We start from the raw sequence: 23,701 nt of genomic DNA on the forward strand, positions 1-23,701 counted from the left end.
AAACAGCATGTCGCGTATTGGCAAGCTCCCCGTCGCGGTCCCGTCCGGTGTCGACATCGCGATCGATGGTCCGCTGGTGACGGTCAAGGGCCCCAAGGGCACCCTGTCCCACACCGTTGCGGAGCCGATCACGGTCGAGCAGGGCGAGGGCGTCCTCGACGTCAAGCGTCCCGACGACGAGCGTCAGAGCAAGGCTCTGCACGGCCTCACCCGCACCCTGGTCAACAACATGGTCGTGGGTGTGACCGAGGGCTACGAGAAGAAGCTCGAGATCGTGGGCGTGGGTTACCGCGTCCTGTCCAAGGGTCCGACCCAGCTGGAGTTCCAGCTCGGCTACTCGCACCCCATCACGTTCAACGCCCCCGAGGGCATCACCTTCACGGTGGAGACCCCGACGAAGCTCGGTGTCCAGGGCATCGACAAGCAGCTCGTCGGTGAGGTTGCTGCGAACATCCGCAAGCTGCGGAAGCCGGAGCCCTACAAGGGCAAGGGCGTTCGCTACTCGGGTGAGCACATCCGCCGCAAGGTCGGAAAGGCTGGTAAGTGACCCATGGCGATCTCACTTTCTAACAACAAGCACACCGCAGCGCGCACCAAGTCGCGCCTGCGTCGCCAGGTCCGGGGTCGCAAGAAGATCTCCGGGACCGCCGAGCGTCCGCGCCTGGTGGTCACCCGTTCCACGAAGCACATCACGGTCCAGGTCGTTGACGACCTGGTCGGGAAGACGCTGGCGTACGCCTCCACCATGGAGGCGGACCTGCGCGGCTTCGAGGGCGACAAGACGGCGAAGGCCAAGAAGGTCGGCGAGCTCGTCGCCGAGCGTGCCAAGTCGGCTGGTGTCGAGGGCGTTGTCTTCGACCGCGCCGGCAACAAGTACCACGGCCGCATCGCGGCACTGGCGGACGGCGCTCGCGCCGGCGGCCTGACCTTCTGATCGCGATAGATACGAAGTAGAGAGAAGAGGAAGAGTCTCATGAGCGGAGCCCAGCGCGGACAGCGTGGTGGCGGGCGCCAGGGGGGTCGTGACGATCGTCGCGGCGGCCAGGGTGCTGAGAAGACCGCCTACATCGAGCGCGTCGTCGCGATCAACCGTGTCGCCAAGGTCGTGAAGGGTGGTCGTCGCTTCAGCTTCACCGCCCTCGTGATCGTCGGTGACGGTGACGGTCTCGTCGGTGTCGGATACGGCAAGGCCAAGGAAGTCCCGGCTGCGATCGCCAAGGGTGTCGAGGAGGCGAAGAAGAACTTCTTCCGCGTCCCTCGCATCCAGGGCACGATCCCGCACCCGGTCCAGGGCGAGAAGGCCGCAGGCGTCGTCATGCTGCGTCCGGCCGCCCCTGGTACCGGTGTGATCGCCGGTGGCCCCGTGCGCGCCGTACTCGAGTGCGCCGGCATCCACGACATCCTGAGCAAGTCGCTCGGGTCGTCCAACCAGATCAACATCGTCCACGCGACGGTCGCGGCCCTGAAGATGCTGGAGCAGCCCGAGGCTGTTGCCGCTCGTCGTGGCCTGCCCGTCGAGCAGGTGGCCCCGGCTGCGCTCCTTCGGGCGCGGCTGGAGGTCCCGGCCGGGGTGTCCGAGGAGGTGTCGCACTGATGGCTCAGCTCAAGGTCCAGCAGAAGCGTGGCACCGTCGGCATCAAGGCCAACCAGCGCGAGACCCTGCGCACGCTCGGTCTCAAGCGGATCGGCGATGTTGTCGTGAAGGAAGACCGCCCGGAGATCCGCGGCATGGTCAACACCGTTCGTCACCTCGTGACGGTTGAGGAGGTCGAGTGACATGACGCTCAAGCTGCACCACTTGCGTCCGGCTCCCGGCGCCAAGACCGCGAAGACCCGTGTGGGTCGCGGTGAGGGCTCGAAGGGCAAGACCGCGGGCCGCGGTACCAAGGGCACCAAGGCTCGCTACCAGGTCCCGGTTGCCTTCGAGGGTGGCCAGATGCCGATCCACATGCGTCTGCCGAAGCTCAAGGGCTTCAAGAACCCCTTCAAGGTCGAGTTCCAGGTCGTCAACCTCGACCGGATCAGCGACCTCTTCCCCGAGGGTGGCGCCATCGGCGTCGACGACCTCGTGGCGAAGGGCGCCGTCCGCGACGGTCACCCGGTCAAGGTCCTCGGCCAGGGCGACCTGTCCGTGGCGGTCCAGGTGAGCGCCAACGCGTTCTCCGGCTCGGCCAAGGAGAAGATCGAGGCTGCCGGCGGCACCACGACCGTGGTGTGACGCGGGTTTGACCTGCTCCAGCATTCTGGGCGCGGTGGTCCTGCCGTACGGCAGGGCTGCCGCGCCCGATGCGCATTCTGGCCCCTCGAGGTCGCCTGTTAGGCTTCACCGGGTCCTTGCGAGTGAGTCGCAGGGGCCGCTTCACGCTTGGAGAAAGAGGATCTCGTGCTGAGCGCGTTCGCGAACGCTTTCCGGACCCCGGACCTGCGGCGCAAGCTGCTGTTCGTCCTGTTGATCATCGTGATCTTCCGACTCGGATCCCAGATCCCGACCCCGGGTGTCGACGTCGCCAACGTCCGCACCTGCGTGGACCTCGCCAAGGAAGGCGACAGCGCCGGGCTCTACAACCTGGTCAACCTCTTCTCCGGCGGAGCGCTGCTCCAGCTGACCATCTTCGCGCTCGGGATCATGCCGTACATCACGGCCAGCATCATCCTGCAGCTGCTCGTCGTGGTGATCCCGCGGCTCGAGGCCCTGAAGAAGGAAGGGCAGTCGGGTCAGACCAAGATCACCCAGTACACCCGCTACCTGACGCTCGGCCTCGCCGTGCTCCAGGCCACCGGCATCGTCGCGCTCGCGCGCTCCGGCAACCTGTTGGCGGGCTGCAACGAGAACCTGCTGCACGACGACGGGACCGCGACCTTCCTGGTCATGGTCGTCACCATGACCGCCGGCACGGCCGTGATCATGTGGCTCGGTGAGCTGATCACCGAGCACGGCATCGGCAACGGCATGTCGCTGATGATCTTCACCCAGGTCGTCGCCGGCTTCCCCGCCTCGCTGTGGGCCGTCCAGCAGTCGAAGGGCTACTGGGTCCTCGGCGTGGTGCTCGTCATCGGCATGGTGATCATCGCGGCGGTCATCTACGTCGAGCAGGCGCAGCGCCGGATCCCGGTGCAGTACGCCCGACGGATGGTCGGCCGCAAGATGTTCGGCGGCAGCTCGACGTACATCCCGCTGAAGGTCAACCAGGCCGGCGTCATCCCCGTCATCTTCGCGTCGTCGCTGCTCTACCTGCCGGCGATGATCGTCCAGTTCAACCAGAACTCCAGCAACTCGGTCCTGGACTGGATCAACGCGCACCTCGTGCGCGGCGACCACCCGCTCTACATGCTCCTGTTCTTCGCACTGATCGTCTTCTTCACGTACTTCTACGTCTCCATCACCTTCAACCCGCAAGAGGTGGCAGACAACATGAAGAAGTACGGCGGCTTCATCCCCGGGATCCGGGCGGGCAAGCCGACCGAGGAGTACCTCTCCTACGTCCTGTCCCGCATCACGCTGCCGGGTGCTCTCTACCTCGGCCTCGTCGCGCTGATCCCGCTGATTGCCTTCGCCGTGATCGGTGCCAGCCAGAGCTTCCCGTTCGGCGGCACCAGCATCCTGATCATGGTCGGCGTCGCGCTCGACACGGTGAAGCAGATCGAGAGCCAGCTCCAGCAGCGCAACTACGAAGGATTCCTCCGCTAATGCGCTTGATCATCATGGGTCCGCCCGGGGCAGGCAAGGGCACGCAGGCACGCTTCATCGCCGAGCACTTCAAGATCCCGGCGGTCTCGACCGGCGACATCTTCCGCGCCAACGTCTCCGAGGGGACGGAGCTCGGCCTCGAGGCCAAGCGCTACATGGACGCGGGCGAGTACGTCCCGGACGAGGTCACGAACCGCATGGTGCGCAACCGCATCGACGCGCCCGACGCGGTGTCCGGCTTCCTCCTCGACGGCTACCCGCGGACGCTCTCGCAGGTCGAGGAACTCGACGGGATGATCAAGTTCACCGGCCACCAGCTCGACGCCGTCGTCTGCCTGACGGTGGACCAGGACGAGATCGTCGCGCGGCTGCTGCAGCGGGCGCAGGTCGAGGGTCGGGCCGACGACACCGAGGACGTCATCCGCCGCCGCCAGGAGGTCTACCTCGAGCAGACCGAGCCATTGATCGAGGTCTACCGCTCCCGTGGGATCGTCCACGAGATCGACGGCCTCGGCGAGGTCACCGAGGTCACCGCCCGGATCTTCGACGCGCTCGACGTCATTCCTGAGAGCTGACCGGCGGCTGCCCTGATGGGACTGCTGGACCGCGGCGTCGAGATCAAGGCGCCGGAGCAGATCGACCTCATGCGCAAGGCCGGCCTGGTGGTCGGCCGGACGCTCGAGCTGCTCCGCGGGCACGTGCGCGCCGGCGTCTCGACCGGTGAGCTCGACGGCATCGCGGAGGACCACATCCGCACCTCGGGCGCGACCCCGTCGTTCCTCGGCTACCACGGCTTCCCGGCCTCCATCTGTGCGTCGGTCAACGACGAGGTGGTCCACGGCATCCCCGGCGACCGGGTGCTCGCCGACGGTGACGTCGTGTCGATCGACTGCGGCGCGATCGTCGACGGGTGGCACGGCGACGCAGCGATCACCGTGGCCGTCGGGGAGGTCCCCGCGGACCTGACCGCCCTGATGGACGTGACCGAGCAGTCGATGTGGCGCGGGATCGCCGCTGCGCACCTCGGCGGCCGGGTCACCGACATCTCGCACGCGGTGGAGCGCCACGTGCGCTCCCAGGGCTCCTTCGGCATCGTCGAGGACTACACCGGGCACGGCATCGGCTCCGCGATGCACCAGCCGCCGGACGTCCCCAACTACGGGAGGCCGGGCAAGGGTCCCCGCCTGGTCCCGGGTCTCGCCCTCGCCGTCGAGCCGATGATCACGCTCGGGACGAAGGAGACCGATCTCCTCGAGGACGAGTGGACCGTCATCACCACCGACGGCAGCCGGGCCGCCCACTTCGAGCACACCTTCACGATCACTCCCGAGGGCACCTGGGTGCTCACCGCGCTCGACGGGGGAGAGCAGCAGCTGTCCGCGCTCGGCGTGCGTTTCGGCGGACGCTGACACCTGTGACAGGATGAGCCACGCAGGGGGGAGTATTCCTTCGCTGCGGGTTCGTCAACACGAGTGAGAGCTCCGGGCCCGCGGGTCGCCTAGGCGGCGGAAGAGACCTCTGACGACTCGTCGTCCCCCCAACTGCAGGAGCTGTTCCCGTGGAGATCTCCACCCTCGAATGGGCCATCACCATCGGTGTCACCGTGGCCGTCCTGGCCTTCGACATCGTCGTCATCGCCCGCGACCCCCATGAGCCGACGATGCGCGAGTGCGCGATCGCCCTCAGTGTGTACGTCGGTGCCGCGATCGCCTTCGGCGCGTGGATCTGGCTGGCACACGGCCACGACCTCGGTGTCCAGTTCTACGCCGGCTGGCTGACGGAGTACTCGCTATCCATCGACAACCTCTTCGTGTTTATCATCTTGATGGCCGCCCTGAAGGTGCCGCGCGAGTACCAGCAGGAAGCGCTGATGGTCGGCATCGTCCTGGCCCTGGTCTTCCGCGCGATCTTCATCGCCCTCGGCTACCAGCTCATCGAGAACTTCAGCTGGGTCTTCTACGCGTTCGGCGCCTTCCTCGTCTACACCGCGGTGTCGCTCATCAGGAGCTACCGCAGCCACGAGGACGAGCACCCGGAGGAGAACCGGGTCGTGAAGTTCGCGCAGTCGCACCTCAACGTGGGCGAGGAGTTCCGCGGCCTCAAGCTCTGGTACCGCGTGAACGGCTCCCGCGTCGTGTCGCCGATGCTGATCGTGATCATCGCCCTGGGCACCACCGACCTGCTGTTCGCGCTGGACTCGATCCCGGCGATCTTCGGCATCACCCAGGAGCCCTACCTGGTCTTCACCGCCAACGTGTTCGCGCTGATGGGGCTGCGCCAGCTCTACTTCCTGCTCGGCGGACTGCTCAAGCGGCTGGTCTACCTGTCGCTGGGCCTCGCGTTCATCCTCGCCTTCATCGGCGTCAAGCTGGTGCTGCACGCCCTGCACGAGAACGAGCTGCGCTTCATCAACGGGGGCGAGCACGTAAACGTCCCGGACATCTCGGCGCTCGTCAGCCTCGGCGTCATCGTGGTGACCCTGGCCGTGACGGCCGGGCTGAGCCTCTTCGCGGCATCGAAGATGAGCGAGGCGGAGATCGAGGACAAGACGTCGAGCCTGCGGTCCCCGGAGGAATAGCCGTCGGCCCCGGGGCTGTTGAGACAGAGTGAGCGAACGCCGTACGACCCTGTCCGTGCTCGACCTCGTCCCGGTGCGCAACGACCAGGACACCCGGGACGCGCTGTCGTCGACCCTGGCGCTCGCCCGGGCCGCCGACGACCTGGGCTACGAGCGCTACTGGCTCGCGGAGCACCACAACATGCCGGCCGTCGCGGCGACCAACCCGCCGGTCCTGATCGGGCTGGTGGCGGGCGCGACGTCGCGGATCCGGGTGGGCTCGGGCGGCGTGATGCTGCCCAACCACGCGCCGCTCGTGGTCGCCGAGCAGTTCGCGCTGCTCGAGGCGGCGTTCCCGGGTCGGATCGACCTCGGGATCGGACGCGCGCCGGGCAGTGACCCGGTCACCAGCTACGCGCTGCGGCACGGCGCCGGCGGGGTCAGCGACGAGGCCGTCACGCACTTCCCCGAGTACGTCGACAACGTGCTCGCGATGATGGAGCCGGACGGTGTCGGGCTGTCGGTCCAGGGACGCACCTACCCGCTCAAGGCGACGCCGGGTGCCCGGTCGGTGCCGATGATCTGGCTGCTCGGGTCCTCCGACTACTCGGCCCGGCTGGCCGCGGAGAAGGGCATGCCCTACGTCTTCGCGCACCACTTCTCGGGCAGCGGCACCGCCGAGGCCATCGAGCTCTACCGCTCGAGCTTCCGTCCCTCGCCGGAGCTGGCAGCACCCCGTACCTTCCTGACCGTCAACGCCTCCGTCGCCGACACCGACGAGGAGGCGCGCCGGTTGGCGCTGCCCCAGCTCCAGGCGATGCTGACGCTGCGGACCGGCGGCGACCTCAAGCCGCAGCGCCTGGTGGAGGAGGCCGAGAAGGTCGAGCTCCCGCCGGCGCACCTCGACCTGATGGATGCGATGTCGCAGCGCTGGGTGATCGGCTCGGCCGAGACCGCGCGGGCGCGGATCGCCGAGCTGGCCGCGACGTACGACGTCGACGAGGTGATGGTGCACCCGGTGGGCGGCGCCTACACCGGCACCGATCCCGACCGCAGCCCCGCCCGCGAGGAGACGCTGCGCCTCCTCGCGGACTGAGCCGGTTCAGGCGGGCGGCGCCAGCTCGGTGCGGAGCACGTGGCCCTCGGCGTCGAGGAACTCGAGCGTGACGTCGTCGCTGTCGCGGAACCCGCGGAAACCCTTGTCGTGGTAGGCCCAGGGGTGGTCGTTGGTCCCTGGGAGCACTGCCGCGTAGAAGTCGGTGGCCGGGTCCACCGGGACGGTCAGCTCCACGGGCTCCCCGGTCCCGGCGAACGTCCCGGAGATCCGCACCCGGGCGGCGTCGTCGGCGTCCCCGACGATGACCGGGTAGAAGGTGGTCCCGGACGTGTTCTCCGCCCACGCGATCACCTGCTGGTCGAACTCGGCGCCGTCACTGCAGAGGCCGCCGCCGGTCCCCGTGATCTGCGAGCCGTCCCAGCGGTCGGTGTAGACCAGACACTCCATCGCGTCGGAGCCGCCGTGCCAGGCCGCGAACCGGCTCCCGTCCGGGAGCCGGAGGTCGACGACCTGGGTGGGATGCGGGCGGTCCGCCGGAACGACCCCGGCGTCGTCGCCGAACTGGTCGGTGACCTGCGTGACCAGCTCGGGGACCCCGCCGGTCGCGTAGGCGACTCCGCCGACCCCGACCGTGGCCAGCGCGGCGGCCGCGGCGACGGCGCGCAGCGGCCGGCGTGCGGGCCGGCGTCGAGCCGTCGCCCTGGTCAGCAGGTCGGCGCGGACCTGCTCGGTGTGCGGCCGCCAGCGCTCGGCATCGGGCCTGGTCTCGCGCAGGAGCTCGTCGACGTTCATGCGGGGTTCCTCTCGGGCGTACGGGTCTCGGACAGGTGGGCGGTGAGGCGGGCCCGAGCCCGCATCAGGCGGGCACGGAACGCGCGGGTGCTGCAGCCCGCCACGGCGGCGGCCGCGGCGTGGTCGAGTCCGTCCCAGGCGGTGAGGAGCAGCGCCTCGCGCTCGCGCTCGGACAGGGAGTCCAGGGCGTCGAGCACCTCGCGCCGCCGTACGGCGACGTCCTCGGCCGCCGGTTCGTCGGGACGGGTGGTCTCGGCGGCCAGCCCGGCGAGCTCGAGGTGCTTGCGGTCGGCACGACGCCGACCGTTGACCACGTTGCGAGCGGTCACGATCAACCAGCCGATGGCCGGCTCGGGTACGACGTCGATCCGGCGCCACGCGACGGCAAAGGTCTCGGCGATGACGTCGTCGGCGTCCACCGGGCCGCAGTGCCGCACGGCGTACGCGTAGACTCGCGGAGCGCACTCGTCGTAGATGGCCGCCAGCCGGTCTCGTGCCTCGGTGTCCCTCACGTCAGGTAGTGCCTCCGGGGGCCCGCAGTGCCACATCGTCGAGCTGATTCGTGTTTCGCAGCCGTTTCCGCGTAAACTGGCGTGTCGGCCCAACGTGGGTCTGCTTCGTGGTGCCTCGCGGCTGCCCGGGAGCCAGTGAAATCGCTCGAGGGGGCGGTTCGGTGGCGTGCCCGGGATGAGGTTCCTGGAGCGGCTGCACGAGGTCCACCACCGCTTCCGAGCGGTGGAGGTTCCCGGGCCAACCCGGTGTCGGCCCAGTCCGGCTCCGGTGCACCACGGTAGACAACCGATCGACAGATTGTGGAGGACATGCCGAAGAAAGAAGGCGTGATCGAGCTCGAGGGCACCATTACGGAAGCCCTGCCCAATGCCATGTTCCGCGTCGAGCTGAGCAATGGCCACAAGGTCCTCGCCCACATCAGCGGCAAGATGCGCCAGCACTACATCCGGATCCTCCCCGAGGACCGCGTGGTGGTGGAGCTCTCTCCGTACGACCTCACGCGAGGTCGGATCGTCTACCGCTACAAGTAACAACCAGCCACGAAAGGACCTCCCTCCGTGAAGGTCAAGCCCAGCGTCAAGCCGATCTGCGACAAGTGCAAGGTGATCCGTCGCCACGGCCGCGTCATGGTGATCTGCGAGAACCCGCGTCACAAGCAGCGGCAGGGCTGAGCACAGCTCAGCAGCACGACAACTGAAACAACCTCAACGTGATCGCTTAGGGCCCACCAGGACCCGAACCACCTCCGGAGCAGAAGGCCGGAGCCCGTCCGACGAGGGACGGGACGCGACACGACAGACACCTCTGTGGAACTGAGAAGGAAACCGCCACATGGCACGCCTCGTTGGTGTTGACCTCCCGCGCGACAAGCGCATCGAGATCGCACTTACCTACATCTACGGCATCGGCCGTACCCGCGCCCAGCAGCTCCTGGAGACCACCGGGGTCAGCCCCAACCTCCGCGTGCACGAGCTGGGAGACGAAGAGCTGGTCAAGCTCCGCGACGCGATCGAAGCCAACTTCAAGATCGAGGGTGACCTCCGTCGCGAGGTCCAGGCTGACATCCGTCGCAAGATCGAGATCGGCAGCTACCAGGGTCGCCGCCACCGCCAGGGCCTCCCGGTCCGCGGCCAGCGCACCAAGACCAACGCTCGTACCCGCAAGGGCCCGAAGCGCACGGTTGCCGGCAAGAAGAAGGCCAAGTGACCCCTTGCGTTCGCGCGAGTCACTGACCTCTCACACACAGACCAGCTACTTCAGGAGATAACTGCATGCCTCCCAAGAGCCGCACCGCGGCTGGCGCCAAGAAGGTGCGCCGCAAGGAGAAGAAGAACGTCGCCGTGGGCGAAGCCCACATCAAGAGCACGTTCAACAACACCATCGTCACGATCACCGACCCCACTGGGGCGGTCATCTCGTGGGCCTCGGCCGGCACCGTCGGCTTCAAGGGCTCGCGCAAGTCCACCCCGTTCGCTGCGCAGATGGCCGCTGAGGCTGCCGGACGCCGGGCGATGGAGCACGGCATGAAGAAGATCGACGTCTTCGTCAAGGGCCCGGGTTCGGGCCGCGAGACGGCGATCCGGTCCCTGGGTGCGATCGGCCTCGAGGTCGGCACCATCCAGGACGTCACGCCTACGCCCCACAACGGCTGCCGCCCGCCCAAGCGTCGCCGCGTCTGATTCAGCGACCGAGAACAGGAGACTTGTAGAAATGGCCCGTTACACCGGACCCATGACCCGGAAGTCGCGCCGCCTCGGCGTCGACCTCGTCGGTGGCGACTCCGCTTTCGAGCGTCGCCCGTACCCCCCCGGCCAGCACGGCCGTGCGCGCATCAAGGAGAGCGAGTACCGCTCTCAGCTGCAGGAGAAGCAGAAGGCTCGCTTCACCTACGGCGTGATGGAGAAGCAGTTCCACAACTACTACGTCGAGGCATCGCGCCGCGCGGGCAAGACCGGCGACAACCTGCTGCAGCTGCTCGAGTGCCGCCTCGACAACGTCGTCTACCGCGCGGGCTTCGCCCGCACGCGTCGGCACGCTCGCCAGCTGGTCAACCACGGCCACTTCCTGGTGAACGGCCGGAAGGTCGACATCCCGTCCTTCCAGGTCACCGCTCACGACGTCATCGACGTCCGTGAGAAGTCGCTGGAGATGACGCCGTTCATCGTGGCTCGCGAGACCCACGGCGAGCGCATCGTCCCGGCGTGGCTCGAGGCGATCCCGTCCCGGATGCGCGTCCTCGTGCACCAGGTCCCGGTCCGTGCGCAGATCGATCTGCCGGTCCAGGAGCAGCTCATCGTCGAGTACTACTCGAAGAAGTGACACCCGGGTTCCTGCCCCGCCTCACGGCGGGGCAGGGGCCAACCATCCTTCCGTCACCAGCACATTCGGACCTGTCAAATAGCGGGTAGGCCCGGAAAGGAAAGAACCAGTGCTTATCGCACAGCGCCCCACCCTGTCGGAAGAGTCCGTCGACGAGTTCCGCTCGCGGTTCGTGATCGAGCCGCTGGAGCCTGGCTTCGGCTACACCCTCGGCAACTCGCTGCGGCGTACGCTCCTGAGCTCCATCCCGGGTGCGTCGGTCACCAGCATCAAGGTCGACACCGTCCTCCACGAGTTCTCGACGATCGAGGGCGTCAAGGAAGACGTCACCGAGATCATCCTCAACCTCAAGGGCCTGGTCGTCTCCTCGGAGCACGACGAGCCCGTCACCATGTACCTGCGCAAGTCGGGTGCCGGTGACGTGACCGCCGCTGACATCGCGCCCCCGGCCGGTGTCGAGGTCCACAACCCCGACCTCAAGATCGCCACGCTGTCCGACAAGGGCAAGCTGGAGATGGAGCTGGTCGTGGAGCGTGGCCGTGGCTACGTGTCCGCCGTCCAGAACAAGGGCGCGGACAACGAGATCGGCCGGATGCCGGTCGACTCGATCTACAGCCCGGTCATGAAGGTCACCTACAAGGTCGAGGCGACTCGTGTCGAGCAGCGCACCGACTTCGACAAGCTCGTCATCGACGTCGAGACCAAGCCGTCGATCCGTCCCCGCGACGCGATCGCCTCGGCCGGCAAGACCCTGGTCGAGCTCTTCGGCTTGGCGCGTGAGCTGAACGTCGAGGCCGAGGGCATCGACATCGGCCCGTCGCCCGTCGACGAGCAGCTCGCCGCCGACCTCGCCCTCCCGGTCGAGGACCTGCAGCTGACCGTTCGTTCCTACAACTGCCTCAAGCGCGAGGGCATCCACACCGTGGGTGAGCTCATCAGCCGCTCGGAGCAGGACCTGCTCGACATCCGCAACTTCGGTGCGAAGTCGATCGACGAGGTCAAGGCCAAGCTGGTCGAGATGGGCCTGTCCCTCAAGGACAGCGCGCCCGGCTTCGACCCGCACGCCGCTCTCGCGGCGTACGGCGACGACGAGGACGACGCCTTCGTCGAGGACGAGCAGTACTGACCCAAACCGGCCAGCGATCGCTGGCCGTCTACCCCGGTACCTGACACGGCCGGAGAGAAAAGAGACAAGCAATGCCTAAGCCCACCAAGGGTCCCCGCCTCGGCGGTAGTGCCGCTCACCAGCGTCTGATCCTGTCGAACCTGTCGACGCAGCTCTTCGAGCACCGCCGGATCACGACGACCGAGGCTCGCGCCCGCGCGCTGCGCCCCGTCGCCGAGAAGCTGATCACCAAGGCGATCAAGGGCGACCTGCACAACCGTCGTGAGGTCCTCAAGACCATCCACGACAAGTCGGTCGTCCACGTGCTCTTCACCGAGATCGCGCCGGCCTTCGCCGGCCGTCCGGGTGGCTACACGCGGATCACGAAGATCGGTCCGCGCAAGGGCGACAACGCCCCCATGGCGGTCATCGAGCTGGTGACCGAGGCCTACACGCCGTCGGCGCCGAAGGCGAAGAAGGCCGCTCCGGCCGCTGCTGCCCCGGCTCCGGTCGAGGACGCTCCGGTCGAGGAGACCGCGTCCGAGGAGACCGCCGTCGAGGAGGCGCCGACCGAGATGGTCGACGAGGCCTCGCCGGAGGCGAGCGTCGTCGCCGAGGAGGAGCCCGTCGCCGACGAGGCTCCGGCCGAGGGCGAGGACAAGGCCTGACCCCAGGTCACAGCGACACCCGAAGGCCCGTCACCTCTCGAGGTGGCGGGCCTTCGTCGTTCTCTCGACCGGTCGGCCACCGAGGTCGGCGCGCTGGCCGGCGGCCCAGCCGTCGGCCATGCCGGAGCCGGACAGCGACCGGGGGCGGGCGGTGGTGACTCGGGGGTAGGCGGCGTGCATCGTCGACTCGACCTGGGCCGACCGGTCGGCGAGCACGAGGCCGGTGGAGCGACCGGCGGCCGCGAACCGGGGGGCAGCCTCGCTCTCGGCGCGGGCCTCGGCGGCGGAGAGGCGGCGGCCGACGGCCATCCGGAAGCCCGCCAGCCACGAGCGGCGGAAGGCGGCGGCGTGCTCGCCGCGGGGCACCGGCGTCCGGGCCAGCCCGGTGGCGCTCTGGAGCAGCAGGCTGGTGTAGAGCAGCTCGGTCCGCTCGAGGTCGGAGGCGTGCCCGAAGAGGTGCATCGAGCGCTCCTTGCCCGCCACCGTGTGCCGGGTCCGGGTGACGGCGCGGCAGCGCAGGAGCGTGGCGATCGTGGAGAGCAGGTCGGCCTTGTCGGCGGCGTACGGCGCGTCGAGGTCGAGGATGCGGTCGCCCACCAGGTCGGCCGCCGGGTCGGCCGCCGCGAGCAGCGCCTGGTCGATGCCGTAGTCGGCGATCAGCTGGGCGGCCTTGGCGGTGTAGGTCTCCGCCTCGTGGGTGGTCGCGGCGGGATCCTCGGCGAGCGCCAGCAGCTTGCGCACCTTGGCGAGGATGGGGTGGTCGTCGGTCGTGGTCATCCGGCCTCCGCGTCGTCGGGATCGTCGTGGTCACACCTTCGCAGTGGCCGGGGACAGCCGGTCCCGGTCGTCCACAGGGGCTGGGCTACCAGGACTGCTCGACCAGGCGGATCGCCTCCGACAGGGTGAGGTCGAGGCGGCGCGCGGTGGCGACGTACGCCGCCGCGGCGTCGCGCGCGTTGCCGCTCGCTCCGGAGACGAACGTCCCGCGACGCCCCTCGGTGCTGATCACGCCGTCGGTCTCGAGCGCCCGGTAGGCCTTGGCGACCGTGTTGGCCGCCAGCCCGAGCTCGGCGGCGAGCGCGCGGACGGTGGGCAGCCGGGTGCCGGCGGGCAGGTCGCCGGAGGCCGCTCGGTCGGCGATCTGGTGGCGCAGCTGCTCGAAGGGCGGGACGGCCGAGTCCGAGTCGAGCGGGTGGACCTGCATGTCCGCATGGTAGAGACATCCCATGCAACGCGACGTGCTGGTGGTGGGTGAGTCCCTGGTCGACATCGTGCACGCGGCCGACGGCTCGAGCAGGGAGTACGCCGGCGGCAGCGCGGCCAACGTCGCCGTCGCGCTCGCGCGGCTCGGGCGTCCGGTGCAGTTCGTGACGGCCTGGGCCGACGACGAGCGGGGCCAGGTCCTGGCCGACCACCTCGCGGGCGCGGGCGTGCGGCTCGCGACGGACCCACACGTGCTGGCTCGCACCGCGACGGCCGCTGCGACGCTCGGCGCCGACGGCGCGGCGTCGTACGAGTTCGACCTGGAATGGCGGATCGGACCCGTCGACGTGGACCCGCCGCCCCTGGTGGTGCACACCTGCTCGCTCGGTGCCGTCCTCGAGCCCGGTGCCGCCGACGTCGTCGCGCTGGTGTCCCGCCTGCGCGAGGTCGCGACGATCAGCTACGACATCAACGCCCGGCCGGCCATCACCGGCACCGGGCCGGGCGTCGTCGCACTGGTCGAGCGGATGGTCGCGGTCAGCGACCTGGTGAAGGCGTCGGACGAGGACCTGGCCGCGCTCTACCCGGGCGTCGGCATCGAGGAGGCCGCCCGTCGCCTGCTGAGCCTCGGGCCGGTGGCCGTGGTCGTGACCCGTGGTCCGGACGGTGCCACCTGGTTCGGCGCCGACACGACCGTCGACGTGGCGTCGCTGCCCGTCGAGGTCGCCGACACGATCGGCGCGGGGGACACCTTCGGAGCCGCCACCCTCGACGCTCTCTGGGACCGCGGCCGGCTCGGCTCCGGGCAGCGGGCCGCGCTGGCCAGCCTGCCCGCGAGCGAGGTCGCCGAGGTGCTGGCGCACGCGGCGGGCGCCGCGGCCGTGACGGTGTCACGCCCGGGCGCGGACCCGCCGTACCGCTCGGAGCTCTCAGGCGCGTCCTAGACCGGAGCGCCCTCGGGCGCCGGCGCGAGCCACGCGTGCACGAGGGGTACGACGGACGCACCCTCACCGCTCGCGGAGGCGACCCGCTTCATCGACCCCGCGCGGATGTCGCCGGCCGCGAAGATGCCGGGCACCGTGGTCGCGAGGTTCTCGGGCGGCAGACCGTCGGTCCAGCGCTCCTTGGGGACGTCGCGGCCCGTGAGCACGAAGCCGCGCTCGTCGCGGGACACCTCGGGTGGCAGCCAGTCGCAGCGCGGCTCGGCGCCGAGCAGCAGGAAGAGGCCGTACGCCGGGACCTGCTCGCGCTCGCCGGTCCGCACGTCCTCGAGTCCCAGCCACTCCAGGCGCCCGTCACCACCGCCGTCGACGACCGCCGTGCAGGTGCGCACGGAGATGCGGGAGTTGTACTCGATCTCGCCGATCAGGTACTGCGACATCGTCTCGGCGAGGTCGGGCCGGCGGACCAGGATCGTGACCGAGCGGGCGAACCGGGCCAGGTGCACGGCCGCCTGGCCGGCGGAGTTGCCGCCGCCGACGACGTACAAGTCCTGGCCGTCCATCTCGCGGGCGGCCGTCATCGCGGCGCCGTAGTAGACACCGGACCCCACGAGCTGCTCGACGGGCTCGACGCGCAGCTTGCGGTAGGCGACGCCGCTCGAGATGACGACCGACCGGGCGCGGACCTCCCCGCTCTCGGTGCACAGCACGTGCGGGTCGCCGTCGAAGCCGGGGCGCAGCTCGTCGACGACCTGGCCGGTGAAGAACTGGGCGCCGAAGCGCAGCGCCTGGTTGCGGGCCCGCTGGGCGAGCCGCATCCCGGAGATGCCGCGGGGGAAGCCGAGGTAGTTGCGGATCATCGAGCTGGTGCCGGCCTGGCCGCCGATCGCCTCGGCCTCGAGGATCACGGTCGAGAGGCCCTCCGACGCGGCGTAGACGGCGGCGGCGAGGCCGGCCGGTCCGCCGCCGACCACGGCGACGTCGACGACGTGCTCCAGGTCGATCTCGGTCGGGGCGCCGTAGACGTTGATGGCGACGTCTCGCACCGACGTGGCGTGGATGACCTCCCCGTTGGCGCGGCACACGAGCGGGTACGCCGGCTCGCGACCCCACTTCTCGAGGACGTAGCGTCCGGCGTCGGTGTCGGGCTCCCAGACGCGGCTCGGCATGCCCATCCGGTCGAGGAAGTCGCGGATCGCCATCGTCAGCCCGTCACGCGACGGCGAGATGATCTTGACGGCGACCACCTCGGGGTCGGGGACGGTCGATCCCCAGTCGGAGAGCAGGTCGGTGATGGCGTTGTGGAACTCCTCGTCGCGCGTGCCGCGCGGCATCAGGAGGAACGCGTCGTACTTGCCCTTGGCCATGCCGGCGCGCAGGCCGGGTGCGTCGGTGAGGAAGCGGTCCCAGTGGCAGGCGATCACGCGTCGCGCGGTGGGCACCTTCTCGCGGAGCTTGTGGAAGCAGTGCAGGACCTCCGCGTCCGGCAGCACGGACTCGCTCGCGAACAGCGCGACCGTGCCGCCCTCGGCGACGATGTCGTGGGTGGTCAGCAGCGCCTCGTGGCAGGAGCGGGCCACCCGAACGTCGTACTCCGCCTGGTAGCGCGCGAAGCCGGCGAGCATCTCGGTGGGGTGCTCCTCGGAGATGAGGACGATCGAGGGACTGGGCACGGGACAAGCGTAGGCATCGGCGCAATAGAGTTGCGCGGTGCGCATCCGGATCGACCTCGCCTACGACGGCACCGACTTCCGTGGCTGGGCGGTCCAGCCGGGCCTGCGAACCGTGCAGGGCGAGCTCCAGGTCGCGCTCGCGACCATCCTCCGCGTGGAGTCGGTCTCGGTCGTCTGTGCGGGTCGCACCGACGCGGGCGTGCACGCGCGCGGCCAGGTCGTGCACCTCGAGATCGAGGAGCCGCCCGACCTGGACCGGTTGGTACGCCGCCTCAACGGGCTGCTCGCGCCCGACGTCCGGGTGCGGCGGGTGAGCGTCGCGCCCGAGGGCTTCGACGCCCGCTTCAGCGCGCTGCGCCGTCACTACGCCTACCGCATCGCCGACAGCGCGGCGGCGCTCGACCCGCTGACGAGGGCCCAGGTGCTCGCCTGGCACCGGCGGCTCGACCTCGACGTCATGAACGAGGCATCGGCCCTGCTGGTCGGCCGCCACGACTTCGCGTCGTTCTGCAAGCAGCGTGAGGGCGCCACCACGATCCGCACCCTGGAGCAGCTGTCGTGGGTGCGCGACGAGAGCGGCCTCGTCGTCGGCACCGTCGTCGCGGACGCCTTCTGCCACAGCATGGTCCGCTCGCTCGTCGGCTGCCTGATCGCCGTCGGCGACGGCCGCAAGCCGGTCGCGTGGGCCGGCGAGGTCCTCCGGGCCGCGGAGCGCCACCAGGGGGTGACCGTGCTGCACGCGCACGGGCTCACGCTGGAGCGGGTCGACTACCCGGGCGACGACGAGATGGCGAAGCGGGCCGAGGAGACGCGGGCGAAGCGGGTGGCGGCGGATGCCTGACGAGGAGACCGAGCACTACTTCAGCGCGGACCCGGCGGCGCCGTACGCCCGTGAGACCTTCACCTGCGAGGTCTGGGGCCGCGAGCTGACCCTGGTCAGCGGCGCCGGCGTCTTCAGCCGCGGGCACCTCGACCACGCGACGGCGGTGCTCTTCCGGGAGACCGAGCCGCCGGTGCAGGGACGCTTCCTCGACCTGGGGTGCGGGTACGGCGTGATCGGGCTGGCGATCGCCGCCGCCGTACCCCTGGCGTCGGTCACCGCCGTCGAGGTCAACGAGCGCGCGATCGCCCTCGCCAACGAGAACGCCCGCGCGATGGGCGTCAACGGCCGCTTCATCGCGTGCCGCCCGGACCAGGTGCCCACCGGTGAGGTGTACGACGAGATCTGGTCGAACCCGCCGATCCGGATCGGCAAGGAGGCCCTGCACGAGCTGCTGCTGACCTGGCTGCCGCGGCTGGCCCCCGGCGGGCGCGCGGTGATGGTGGTCGGCAAGAACCTGGGCGCCGACTCGCTCCAGCGGTGGCTCGGCGAGCAGGGCTTCCCCACCGAGCGGCTCGCGAGCGCGAAGGGGTTCCGCGTCCTGGAGACGCGGCGCGCCGACTGAGGCTAGGTTGCCGCCATGAGCGCGGAGGCGATCGCGGCGCCGACCACGCGGCAGCGCCGACCGCGGCTGGGCGATCTCGCCCACTGCGGCATCGCCTGGGCACTGCTCATCTGCTGCGTGGCGCTGCTCGTCACCGGTCTCGTCGTCGGTGAGCGGACGTCGTCGTACGGCGATCTCCGGGCGGCGGTCGCCCGCGGTGACGTCGACTCGGTCGTCGTGACCGGAGGGATGGCCGAGAGCTACATCGGGCGCCAGGACGTGACGGTGCACTGGCGGGACGGTGTCTTCCGGTACCAGGCGCAGGTCGTCGAGCAGCACCCGCAGCGGCGCACGGAGACGCGGGCCGGCAGGCCCGTCGTCTACAGCGTCGAGGGCGACCTCGCGGAGCGGGACGCCGGTGTCGTGGTCGAGCGCAGGCCACACGACTTCCCCGAGTACAACGAGGTCTACGGGTGGCGACTTCCGGAGTGGACCTCCGCGGCCACCTTCGTCGTCGGCTTCACGGGTCTGCTGCTCCTGATCAGTGGGCCGCCGCCACGTCGGGCGACTCGGTGGGCGTGGTTCTGGCTGATGTGGACGGCACCGCCCGTGGGGTTCCTGGCCTTCGTGGTGCTCAGCGGTGTGCTGTCACCTCGGCCGCCGGCGCAGCGCGGACGTCGCCTGACCGGTGGCTGGGCGTTCCTGCTGGCGGGCGTGGTCGGTGTGGCATTCAGTGCCGTGCTCGCCGCGTTCGTCTAGGGCGCGATCGGCAGCGCCAGCAGGGCGGCGGCCGCAGCGTCGTCCGACGTACGCCGGTGCCACAGCAGGAGCAGCACCTCGGCCGCGGGCGCGCGCACCTCGACCACGGGCTCGGCCGCGCCGATCGTGATGGGCTCGGCGTCGACGTCGGTGGCGATGAGGCGCAGCGTGCCGGGCAGCGGGTCGGTGCGGCCGAGCCGGACCTGGCGCGGGTAGAACTCGGTCGCGACCTCGGCGACGCCGTCCCACGCGAGGGCCGGCTCGACGGTCCACTCGTCCACGCGGTCGCCGGCGGCGAGCAGGTCGCGCGTGTGCATCAGCGTCTCGTGGGTCTGCCGGCGCAGCCACCAGCCGGCCGTCCGCTCGGTGCCGAAGGTCCAGGCCGGCACGTCCGGGCCGACCGTGGTGAGGGTGTCGCGCAGGGCGGTTGCGTGGCCGGCGTACCAGCTCGGCAGGTCCGCGCCCGGCGCCGGCGACTCGGGCTGACCCTCGGGGTTGCCCTCGACCACCGCGTGCTGCGCCCACTGGTGGACGCCGCCGACGTGGTCGACCAGGTCGGTCACCGTCCAGCCCGGGCAGGACGGCACGACGGCGACCGGGTCGACCTCGCCGATGGTGCGGGTGAAGTCGTCGGTCGCCGTCGCGAGGAGCGCGTGCCAGTCGTGCGTCATGGTGCGATTGTCGCGGCTGCGTTCAGCCCGCGACATCGATATCCGGGATCACCAGGGCTGGAGGCCGGTCTCGTCGCGGAACGTGCCGCTCGGACCGCCGTCGGGCAGCGTCGCGAGCTCGAGGAAGACCGACGCTCCCTGCTCCGGCGTACGGAGGCCCTGGAAGTTGTTGAGGTCGGTCGCGACGTAACCGGGGCAGCCGGCGTTGATCAGCACGTTGCTGTCCGCGAGCTCCTTGGCGTACTGGATGGTGATCGCGTTGAGGTAGGTCTTGGTGGGGGAGTACGCCGCGGAGATCGGCCCGTACGCCTCGGCCTGGGCGGTCTGCAGCGCCAGCGAGCCGACCGTGCTCGACACGTTGACGATGCGCGGCGACGAGGCGCGGCGCAGCAGCGGCAGCATCGCGTTGGTGACCCGGATGACGCCGACGACGTTGGTGTCGACGACCTCGAGGACCTGCGCGGCGCTGACCTTCGTCGGCTCCTGCGGCATCCCACCGGTGATGGCGGCGTTGTCGACGAGCACGTCGAGCCCGCCCTCCGCCTCGAGCTGGGCGGCCGCGGCGGCGACGCTCGCGTCGTCGGTCACGTCGAGCGGGACGCCGAAGACATCGTGCCCGTCGGCCCGGAGCTTGGCCACCGCCTCCTCGCGCCGGCCCGCGTCCCGGGCGCCCACGCCGACCCGGAAGCCGAGCCGGGACAGGCCCGCGGCGATCTCGTAGCCGATGCCCTTGTTGGCGCCGGTGACCAGTGCTGTCTTCTTCTCGGTGCTGTTCTCAGTCATGCCTCGATCTTGGGCAGGCAGCACCGTGCCGATCCAAGACCGATCGGGTCGGCTCCGATACCGCAGCGGTATGAGCCCAGGTGAGCGACGTACTCTCGATGTCGTGGAGACCCGGGAGCTGCGCTACTTCGTCGCCGTCGCCGAGGAGGCGCACATCGGCCGGGCGGCCGAGCGCCTCGGGATGGCCCAGCCACCCCTGTCGCGCGCCATCGCCCAGCTCGAGCGGCGCCTGGGGGCCGACCTGTTCGTGCGCACGCCGCGGGGCGTGACGCTCACGGGGGCCGGCGAGACCCTGCTGCGGGAGGGTCGGGCGGCGCTGGCCGCGGTCGAGGCCGCCGAGCGCCGTACCCGCCGGGTCGCCGAGGCGGGCGGACGTGCCCCGGTGGTGCTCACCGCCAAGGCCGGTGCGTCGAGCGAGCTGATGGCCAAGCTGCTCGACGCCTACGCCGCCGAACCCGACGCCGTCGAGGTCGAGGTGCTGCTCAGCGCCCCCGGGCACCAGGCGCCGATGCTGCGCGACGGGCGCGCGGACGTCGCGATCCTGCACCGGCCGTTCGACGACCTGAGCGGCTTCGACGTCGACCCGCTGTCCGTCGAGGACCAGGTGCTGATCCTGCCCGCCGGACACCCGGAGAGCACCCGCACGTCGATGACGGTCGCGGAGGCGACCTCCATCCCCGACCTCCCGCTCCCGCGGTGGCCCCACCTGGACGGCACCTACCCCGACGGGCCCGGACCGGAGCTGCGCGACCTGACCCAGGTGCTGCAGCTCGTGCGCCTGGGCCGCACCGCGGTCGTGATGCCCGAGTCGGTGCGCGCCAACCTGCGCGACGGGCTGGCCGTCGTCCCCCTCTCCGACGCTCCCCAGGTCACCACCGTCATCGCCTGGCCGCCGCACAGCACCTCGCCCGGAGTGGCGGGCCTGGTTCGCACTGCTGCGCGGTTGTGACTGTCAGTCGGTTGCGGGTTGTTCGGATTGGTCGCCGATAGGCAGCGCCATGTGCGCTGGCTGCGGGCCCGCTCGGGTCGGTCGCCGACAGGCAGCTACGCCGGGCAAGGCGGGCTCGGGTCGGCGTCGCCGCCCGGCTTTCTGGTGGTCGTTTCGGCGGTGGCTGAGGTGAGAGCGCCGCCAGGCCCGAGCCTCGAAAGCACTGCACCAACACCTGCGAAATTGGTCGAGAAGTATTTCCTGAGAATGTCCACATCCCGGTCAAAACAACGGTTCTGAGCACCTCAATGTCGGTGGCCAGTGCTTGGCTGGACCCATGAGCGAAGGCCAGAACACCACCGGGTCCGGGGAGTCGTACGACTCGCCGGACCAGGTGCTGGCCGCGCTGCACGACCGCCACCTGGTGGTGAACCAAGCAGAGATCGACAAGCTGAAGCTGGCCGTTGCGTGGGCGGTCATGAACCCCACCGACACGATCGACGACGCCGCCACCGTGGACGGCACCCAGGGGGAGCTCGCCGTGGCCGGTGAGGGTGCACCGTTGGTGGCGGAGTTCTGCGTCGGTGACCTCGCCCTCGCGTTGGGGATGTCGACCGACGCCGGCCGGACCTACCTGGGGGATGCGGTCGAGATCCGCTACCGGCTCCCGAAGATCTGGGCCGCCGTCACCGCGGGTCGGGTACAGGTGTGGAAGGCGAGGAAGATCGCCCAGGCCACCAAGCCCTTGTGCCGGGACGGTGCGCGTCACGTGGACGCTCATCTCGCGCACGACGTCGGGCGGTGCTCGTTCGCGCAGATCGACCGGGCCGTCGAGGACGCGATCCGCCGGTTCGACCCCGCCCTTGCGGAGAAGCGGCGCCGGGAGGCCGCGGACGAACGCTGCCTCGACGTCGACCTGGACCAGGTGTCGTTCAACGGGACCGTGCACGTCGACGGGGAGCTCGACCTGGCGGATGCGATCGACTTCAACGACGCGATCGCCGCGGGCGCGAAGGAGCTCGCCGACCTCGGCTCCACCGAGTCCCTCAACGTCCGCCGGTCCATGGCCGCCGGAGCCCTGGCCCGCCGGGAGCTCACCCTCGACCTAGGGACCGGCGAACAGTCCGACGAACCGCGGCCTCAGCGGAAGCGGGAGCTGGTGATCTACGTCCACCTCTCCGACAGCGCCGTCACGGGTGTCGCGGGTGTCGAGAACACCCGGTCCGCGGTGTCGGTGGACCAGGTGAAGGGCTGGTGCGCCGGCACGAGCACGAAGGTGATCGTCCGCCCGGTCATCGACCTCAACGAGCACCTGTCGACGGACGCCTACCGCCCCACCGACACCATGCGCGAGCAGGCGGTGCTGACCAACGCCACCTGCGTGTTCCCGCACTGCACCCGACCAGCAAGACCCGCCGACCTCGACCATCTCGAGAACTTCGACGGCACCAACACCGAGTCCCCCAACCTCGCGCCCCTCTGCCGGAGTCACCACCGCTACAAGACCCACGGCGGCTGGACCGTCGTACGCACCGGACCCACGACCTTCACCTGGACCACCCCGTACGGGTACACCTACGCCTGGGACACCAGCCACACCCGACATATCCGCTGACCACACCCCGCCGGCACCGCCGGCGGGGCCACAACCATGTCGCGCGCGCAGAGTCAGCCGTGCAGGACCTTGCGGAAGAGCGCCGTGGTCTCGTCGACGGCGGCTTGAGCGCCGGGGGAGTGGCGACCCATGTCGAAGAAGCCGTGGATCATGCCGTCGAAGGTGCGGACCTCGACGGGGACGCCGGCGGCCGACAGGGCGGCGGCGTATGCGAGGCCGTCGTCGCGGAGCGGGTCGAACTCGGCGACGACGAGGACGGCGGGGGCGAGGCCCTCGAGGTCGCCGTGCAGGGGTGCGAGGCGGGGGTCGGTGACGTCGACGTCGGGGAGGTGGCCGACGTACTGCTCGTCGAACCACATCATGGTGTCGAGGTCGAGGAAGTAGCCGGTGCCGTTCTCCTCGTGCGAGGGATAGCTGCCCCGGCGGTCGGTGACGGGGTAGATGAGGAGCTGGCCGGCGAGCTCGACGCCCTCGTCACGCATCGCCTGGGCGACGGCGGCGGAGAGGTTGCCGCCGGCGCTGTCGCCGGCGACGGCGAGGCGGGAGTCCCCGCCCAGTGAGGACAGGGTGGAGGAGGCCCAGCGGGTGGCGGCGATCGCGTCCTCGAGGCCGGCGGGCCACGGGTCCTCGGGCGCCAGGCGGTAGTCGACGGAGACGACCACGGCGGCGCAGTCGTTGGCGAGGGTGCGCGCGGTCAGGTCGTGGGTGTCGAGGTCGCCGAGCACGAACCCGCCACCGTGGAGGAGCACGATGGTCGGCAGCGGGCCGGGTACGGCGGGGCGGTAGACCCGCGCGGGGCGAGGTCCGTCCCCGCCCGGCACCGTGATGTCCTCCACGGCGTCGACCCCCGGCAGCGAGTCGGCAGGACGCGAGTCGACGGTCAGCGCCCGGAAGGCCGCCCGTGCGGTCTCGGGGGTGCCCTGCGACATGGGCGGCAGCCCGGCGGAGGCGATGAAGTCGAGCAGGCCCTGGATCTGGGGGTCCACCGGCATGGAGCTTCTCCTG

General features: G+C 70.2%; 31 protein-coding genes. 23 read left to right on the forward strand and 8 right to left on the reverse strand.

Features of this window, described 5'->3' with window-relative positions; genetic code table 11:
* The first annotated feature begins 7 nt into the window (after positions 1–7).
* The 10 genes from rplF to ABEA34_RS15715 all read left to right on the forward strand — a co-directional run bounded on the left by rplF (position 8) and on the right by ABEA34_RS15715 (position 7,341).
* Positions 8–547, forward strand: coding sequence for a 50S ribosomal protein L6 (rplF, locus tag ABEA34_RS15670; RefSeq protein ID WP_345522300.1), 540 nt, complete (start codon positions 8–10; stop codon positions 545–547).
* Between the two features lie 3 nt (positions 548–550).
* The gene (gene rplR / locus ABEA34_RS15675) at positions 551–934 is read left to right on the forward strand and encodes a 50S ribosomal protein L18 (protein WP_345522301.1); all 384 of its coding nucleotides are present in this window, start codon (positions 551–553) and stop codon (positions 932–934) included.
* Between the two features lie 39 nt (positions 935–973).
* Positions 974–1,594, forward strand: a complete 621-nt coding sequence (rpsE, locus tag ABEA34_RS15680) for a 30S ribosomal protein S5 (RefSeq protein ID WP_345522303.1) — start codon at positions 974–976, stop codon at positions 1,592–1,594.
* Complete coding sequence (gene rpmD, locus ABEA34_RS15685; RefSeq protein ID WP_028644811.1) at positions 1,594–1,776, forward strand: 50S ribosomal protein L30; 183 nt, start codon at positions 1,594–1,596, stop codon at positions 1,774–1,776. The genes rpsE and rpmD overlap by 1 nt, the downstream gene beginning before the upstream one ends.
* Position 1,777: 1 nt before the next feature.
* Positions 1,778–2,218: a 50S ribosomal protein L15 gene (gene rplO / locus ABEA34_RS15690; RefSeq protein WP_345522307.1), complete on the forward strand. Its 441-nt coding sequence runs from the start codon at positions 1,778–1,780 to the stop codon at positions 2,216–2,218.
* 165 nt (positions 2,219–2,383) lie between these two features.
* On the forward strand, positions 2,384–3,688 hold the full coding sequence (secY, locus tag ABEA34_RS15695) for a preprotein translocase subunit SecY (RefSeq protein ID WP_345522802.1): 1,305 nt from the start codon (positions 2,384–2,386) through the stop codon (positions 3,686–3,688).
* The gene (locus ABEA34_RS15700; RefSeq protein WP_345522309.1) at positions 3,688–4,263 is read left to right on the forward strand and encodes an adenylate kinase; all 576 of its coding nucleotides are present in this window, start codon (positions 3,688–3,690) and stop codon (positions 4,261–4,263) included. Before secY ends, ABEA34_RS15700 begins: the two co-directional genes overlap by 1 nt.
* Before the next feature lie 21 nt (positions 4,264–4,284).
* Positions 4,285–5,097 carry a type I methionyl aminopeptidase gene (map, locus tag ABEA34_RS15705; protein ID WP_425576886.1) on the forward strand — a complete coding sequence of 271 codons (813 nt, stop codon included), beginning with the start codon at positions 4,285–4,287 and terminating at the stop codon, positions 5,095–5,097.
* 149 nt (positions 5,098–5,246) lie between these two features.
* A complete protein-coding gene (locus tag ABEA34_RS15710) occupies positions 5,247–6,266 on the forward strand; it encodes a TerC family protein (protein WP_345522311.1) in 1,020 nt (339 codons plus the stop codon).
* A gap of 28 nt (positions 6,267–6,294) precedes the next feature.
* Entirely contained in the window at positions 6,295–7,341 is a 1,047-nt protein-coding gene (locus ABEA34_RS15715; RefSeq protein ID WP_345522312.1) for an LLM class flavin-dependent oxidoreductase, read from the forward strand.
* Between the two features lie 6 nt (positions 7,342–7,347).
* Here the strand turns inward: ABEA34_RS15715 and ABEA34_RS15720 are convergent, their stop codons facing one another.
* Positions 7,348–8,094, reverse strand: coding sequence for a hypothetical protein (locus ABEA34_RS15720; protein ID WP_345522313.1), 747 nt, complete (start codon positions 8,092–8,094; stop codon positions 7,348–7,350).
* Positions 8,091–8,606, reverse strand: a complete 516-nt coding sequence (locus ABEA34_RS15725; protein ID WP_345522314.1) for an RNA polymerase sigma factor — start codon at positions 8,604–8,606, stop codon at positions 8,091–8,093. The genes ABEA34_RS15720 and ABEA34_RS15725 overlap by 4 nt, the downstream gene beginning before the upstream one ends.
* A 309-nt stretch (positions 8,607–8,915) precedes the next feature.
* Between ABEA34_RS15725 and infA the strand changes: the two genes are divergently transcribed.
* The 7 genes from infA (at position 8,916) to rplQ (ending at position 12,699) form a co-directional block, all read left to right on the forward strand.
* Positions 8,916–9,137 (forward strand): translation initiation factor IF-1, encoded by a 222-nt coding sequence (gene infA / locus ABEA34_RS15730; RefSeq protein WP_026145687.1) that lies wholly within the window; start codon positions 8,916–8,918, stop codon positions 9,135–9,137.
* 27 nt (positions 9,138–9,164) lie between these two features.
* Entirely contained in the window at positions 9,165–9,278 is a 114-nt protein-coding gene (gene rpmJ, locus ABEA34_RS15735) for a 50S ribosomal protein L36 (RefSeq protein WP_011757308.1), read from the forward strand.
* A gap of 160 nt (positions 9,279–9,438) precedes the next feature.
* Positions 9,439–9,813: a 30S ribosomal protein S13 gene (gene rpsM / locus ABEA34_RS15740; protein ID WP_345522315.1), complete on the forward strand. Its 375-nt coding sequence runs from the start codon at positions 9,439–9,441 to the stop codon at positions 9,811–9,813.
* Between the two features lie 65 nt (positions 9,814–9,878).
* Positions 9,879–10,286, forward strand: coding sequence for a 30S ribosomal protein S11 (rpsK, locus tag ABEA34_RS15745; RefSeq protein ID WP_028644819.1), 408 nt, complete (start codon positions 9,879–9,881; stop codon positions 10,284–10,286).
* Positions 10,287–10,317: 31 nt separating this feature from the next.
* Entirely contained in the window at positions 10,318–10,926 is a 609-nt protein-coding gene (gene rpsD, locus ABEA34_RS15750) for a 30S ribosomal protein S4 (RefSeq protein WP_345522316.1), read from the forward strand.
* A gap of 109 nt (positions 10,927–11,035) precedes the next feature.
* Positions 11,036–12,052 carry a DNA-directed RNA polymerase subunit alpha gene (locus tag ABEA34_RS15755; protein ID WP_345522317.1) on the forward strand — a complete coding sequence of 339 codons (1,017 nt, stop codon included), beginning with the start codon at positions 11,036–11,038 and terminating at the stop codon, positions 12,050–12,052.
* A 71-nt stretch (positions 12,053–12,123) separates the two neighbouring features.
* Positions 12,124–12,699: a 50S ribosomal protein L17 gene (gene rplQ, locus ABEA34_RS15760; RefSeq protein WP_345522319.1), complete on the forward strand. Its 576-nt coding sequence runs from the start codon at positions 12,124–12,126 to the stop codon at positions 12,697–12,699.
* Positions 12,700–12,729: 30 nt separating this feature from the next.
* Here the strand turns inward: rplQ and ABEA34_RS15765 are convergent, their stop codons facing one another.
* On the reverse strand, positions 12,730–13,476 hold the full coding sequence (locus ABEA34_RS15765; protein WP_345522321.1) for a DUF2786 domain-containing protein: 747 nt from the start codon (positions 13,474–13,476) through the stop codon (positions 12,730–12,732).
* An 85-nt stretch (positions 13,477–13,561) separates the two neighbouring features.
* Positions 13,562–13,903, reverse strand: a complete 342-nt coding sequence (locus tag ABEA34_RS15770; RefSeq protein WP_345522323.1) for a GntR family transcriptional regulator — start codon at positions 13,901–13,903, stop codon at positions 13,562–13,564.
* 22 nt (positions 13,904–13,925) lie between these two features.
* On the opposite strand from ABEA34_RS15770, the gene ABEA34_RS15775 reads away from it, so the two are divergent.
* A complete protein-coding gene (locus tag ABEA34_RS15775) occupies positions 13,926–14,846 on the forward strand; it encodes a PfkB family carbohydrate kinase (RefSeq protein WP_345522324.1) in 921 nt (306 codons plus the stop codon).
* On the opposite strand, the gene ABEA34_RS15780 is transcribed toward ABEA34_RS15775, so the two are convergent.
* A complete protein-coding gene (locus ABEA34_RS15780) occupies positions 14,843–16,516 on the reverse strand; it encodes an NAD(P)/FAD-dependent oxidoreductase (protein WP_345522326.1) in 1,674 nt (557 codons plus the stop codon). The two genes, ABEA34_RS15775 and ABEA34_RS15780, sit on opposite strands and share 4 nt — an antisense overlap.
* Before the next feature lie 37 nt (positions 16,517–16,553).
* Between ABEA34_RS15780 and truA the strand changes: the two genes are divergently transcribed.
* The 3 genes from truA to ABEA34_RS15795 are packed head-to-tail and all read left to right on the forward strand — an operon-like array spanning position 16,554 to position 18,699.
* Positions 16,554–17,357: a tRNA pseudouridine(38-40) synthase TruA gene (truA, locus tag ABEA34_RS15785; protein WP_345522327.1), complete on the forward strand. Its 804-nt coding sequence runs from the start codon at positions 16,554–16,556 to the stop codon at positions 17,355–17,357.
* A complete protein-coding gene (locus ABEA34_RS15790) occupies positions 17,350–17,961 on the forward strand; it encodes a class I SAM-dependent methyltransferase (protein WP_345522329.1) in 612 nt (203 codons plus the stop codon). The genes truA and ABEA34_RS15790 overlap by 8 nt, the downstream gene beginning before the upstream one ends.
* A gap of 15 nt (positions 17,962–17,976) precedes the next feature.
* Entirely contained in the window at positions 17,977–18,699 is a 723-nt protein-coding gene (locus ABEA34_RS15795; protein ID WP_345522330.1) for a hypothetical protein, read from the forward strand.
* Here ABEA34_RS15795 and ABEA34_RS15800 read toward each other — a convergent pair.
* Together ABEA34_RS15800 and ABEA34_RS15805 are read right to left on the reverse strand one after the other, a co-directional pair.
* Positions 18,696–19,370, reverse strand: a complete 675-nt coding sequence (locus ABEA34_RS15800) for a maleylpyruvate isomerase family mycothiol-dependent enzyme (RefSeq protein WP_345522331.1) — start codon at positions 19,368–19,370, stop codon at positions 18,696–18,698. The genes ABEA34_RS15795 and ABEA34_RS15800 overlap by 4 nt on opposite strands.
* A 48-nt stretch (positions 19,371–19,418) precedes the next feature.
* Positions 19,419–20,153, reverse strand: coding sequence for an SDR family NAD(P)-dependent oxidoreductase (locus ABEA34_RS15805; protein WP_345522332.1), 735 nt, complete (start codon positions 20,151–20,153; stop codon positions 19,419–19,421).
* 103 nt (positions 20,154–20,256) lie between these two features.
* Between ABEA34_RS15805 and ABEA34_RS15810 the strand changes: the two genes are divergently transcribed.
* Positions 20,257–21,102: a LysR family transcriptional regulator gene (locus tag ABEA34_RS15810; protein WP_345522333.1), complete on the forward strand. Its 846-nt coding sequence runs from the start codon at positions 20,257–20,259 to the stop codon at positions 21,100–21,102.
* Positions 21,103–21,418: 316 nt separating this feature from the next.
* Positions 21,419–22,696: an HNH endonuclease signature motif containing protein gene (locus ABEA34_RS15815; RefSeq protein WP_345522334.1), complete on the forward strand. Its 1,278-nt coding sequence runs from the start codon at positions 21,419–21,421 to the stop codon at positions 22,694–22,696.
* Positions 22,697–22,749: 53 nt separating this feature from the next.
* Here ABEA34_RS15815 and ABEA34_RS15820 read toward each other — a convergent pair whose 3' ends face one another.
* The gene (locus tag ABEA34_RS15820) at positions 22,750–23,688 is read right to left on the reverse strand and encodes an alpha/beta hydrolase (RefSeq protein ID WP_345522335.1); all 939 of its coding nucleotides are present in this window, start codon (positions 23,686–23,688) and stop codon (positions 22,750–22,752) included.
* Positions 23,689–23,701 lie beyond the last annotated feature (13 nt).

Source organism: Nocardioides conyzicola, from assembly GCF_039543825.1.
Taxonomy (GTDB): Bacteria; Actinomycetota; Actinomycetes; order Propionibacteriales; family Nocardioidaceae; genus Nocardioides; species Nocardioides conyzicola.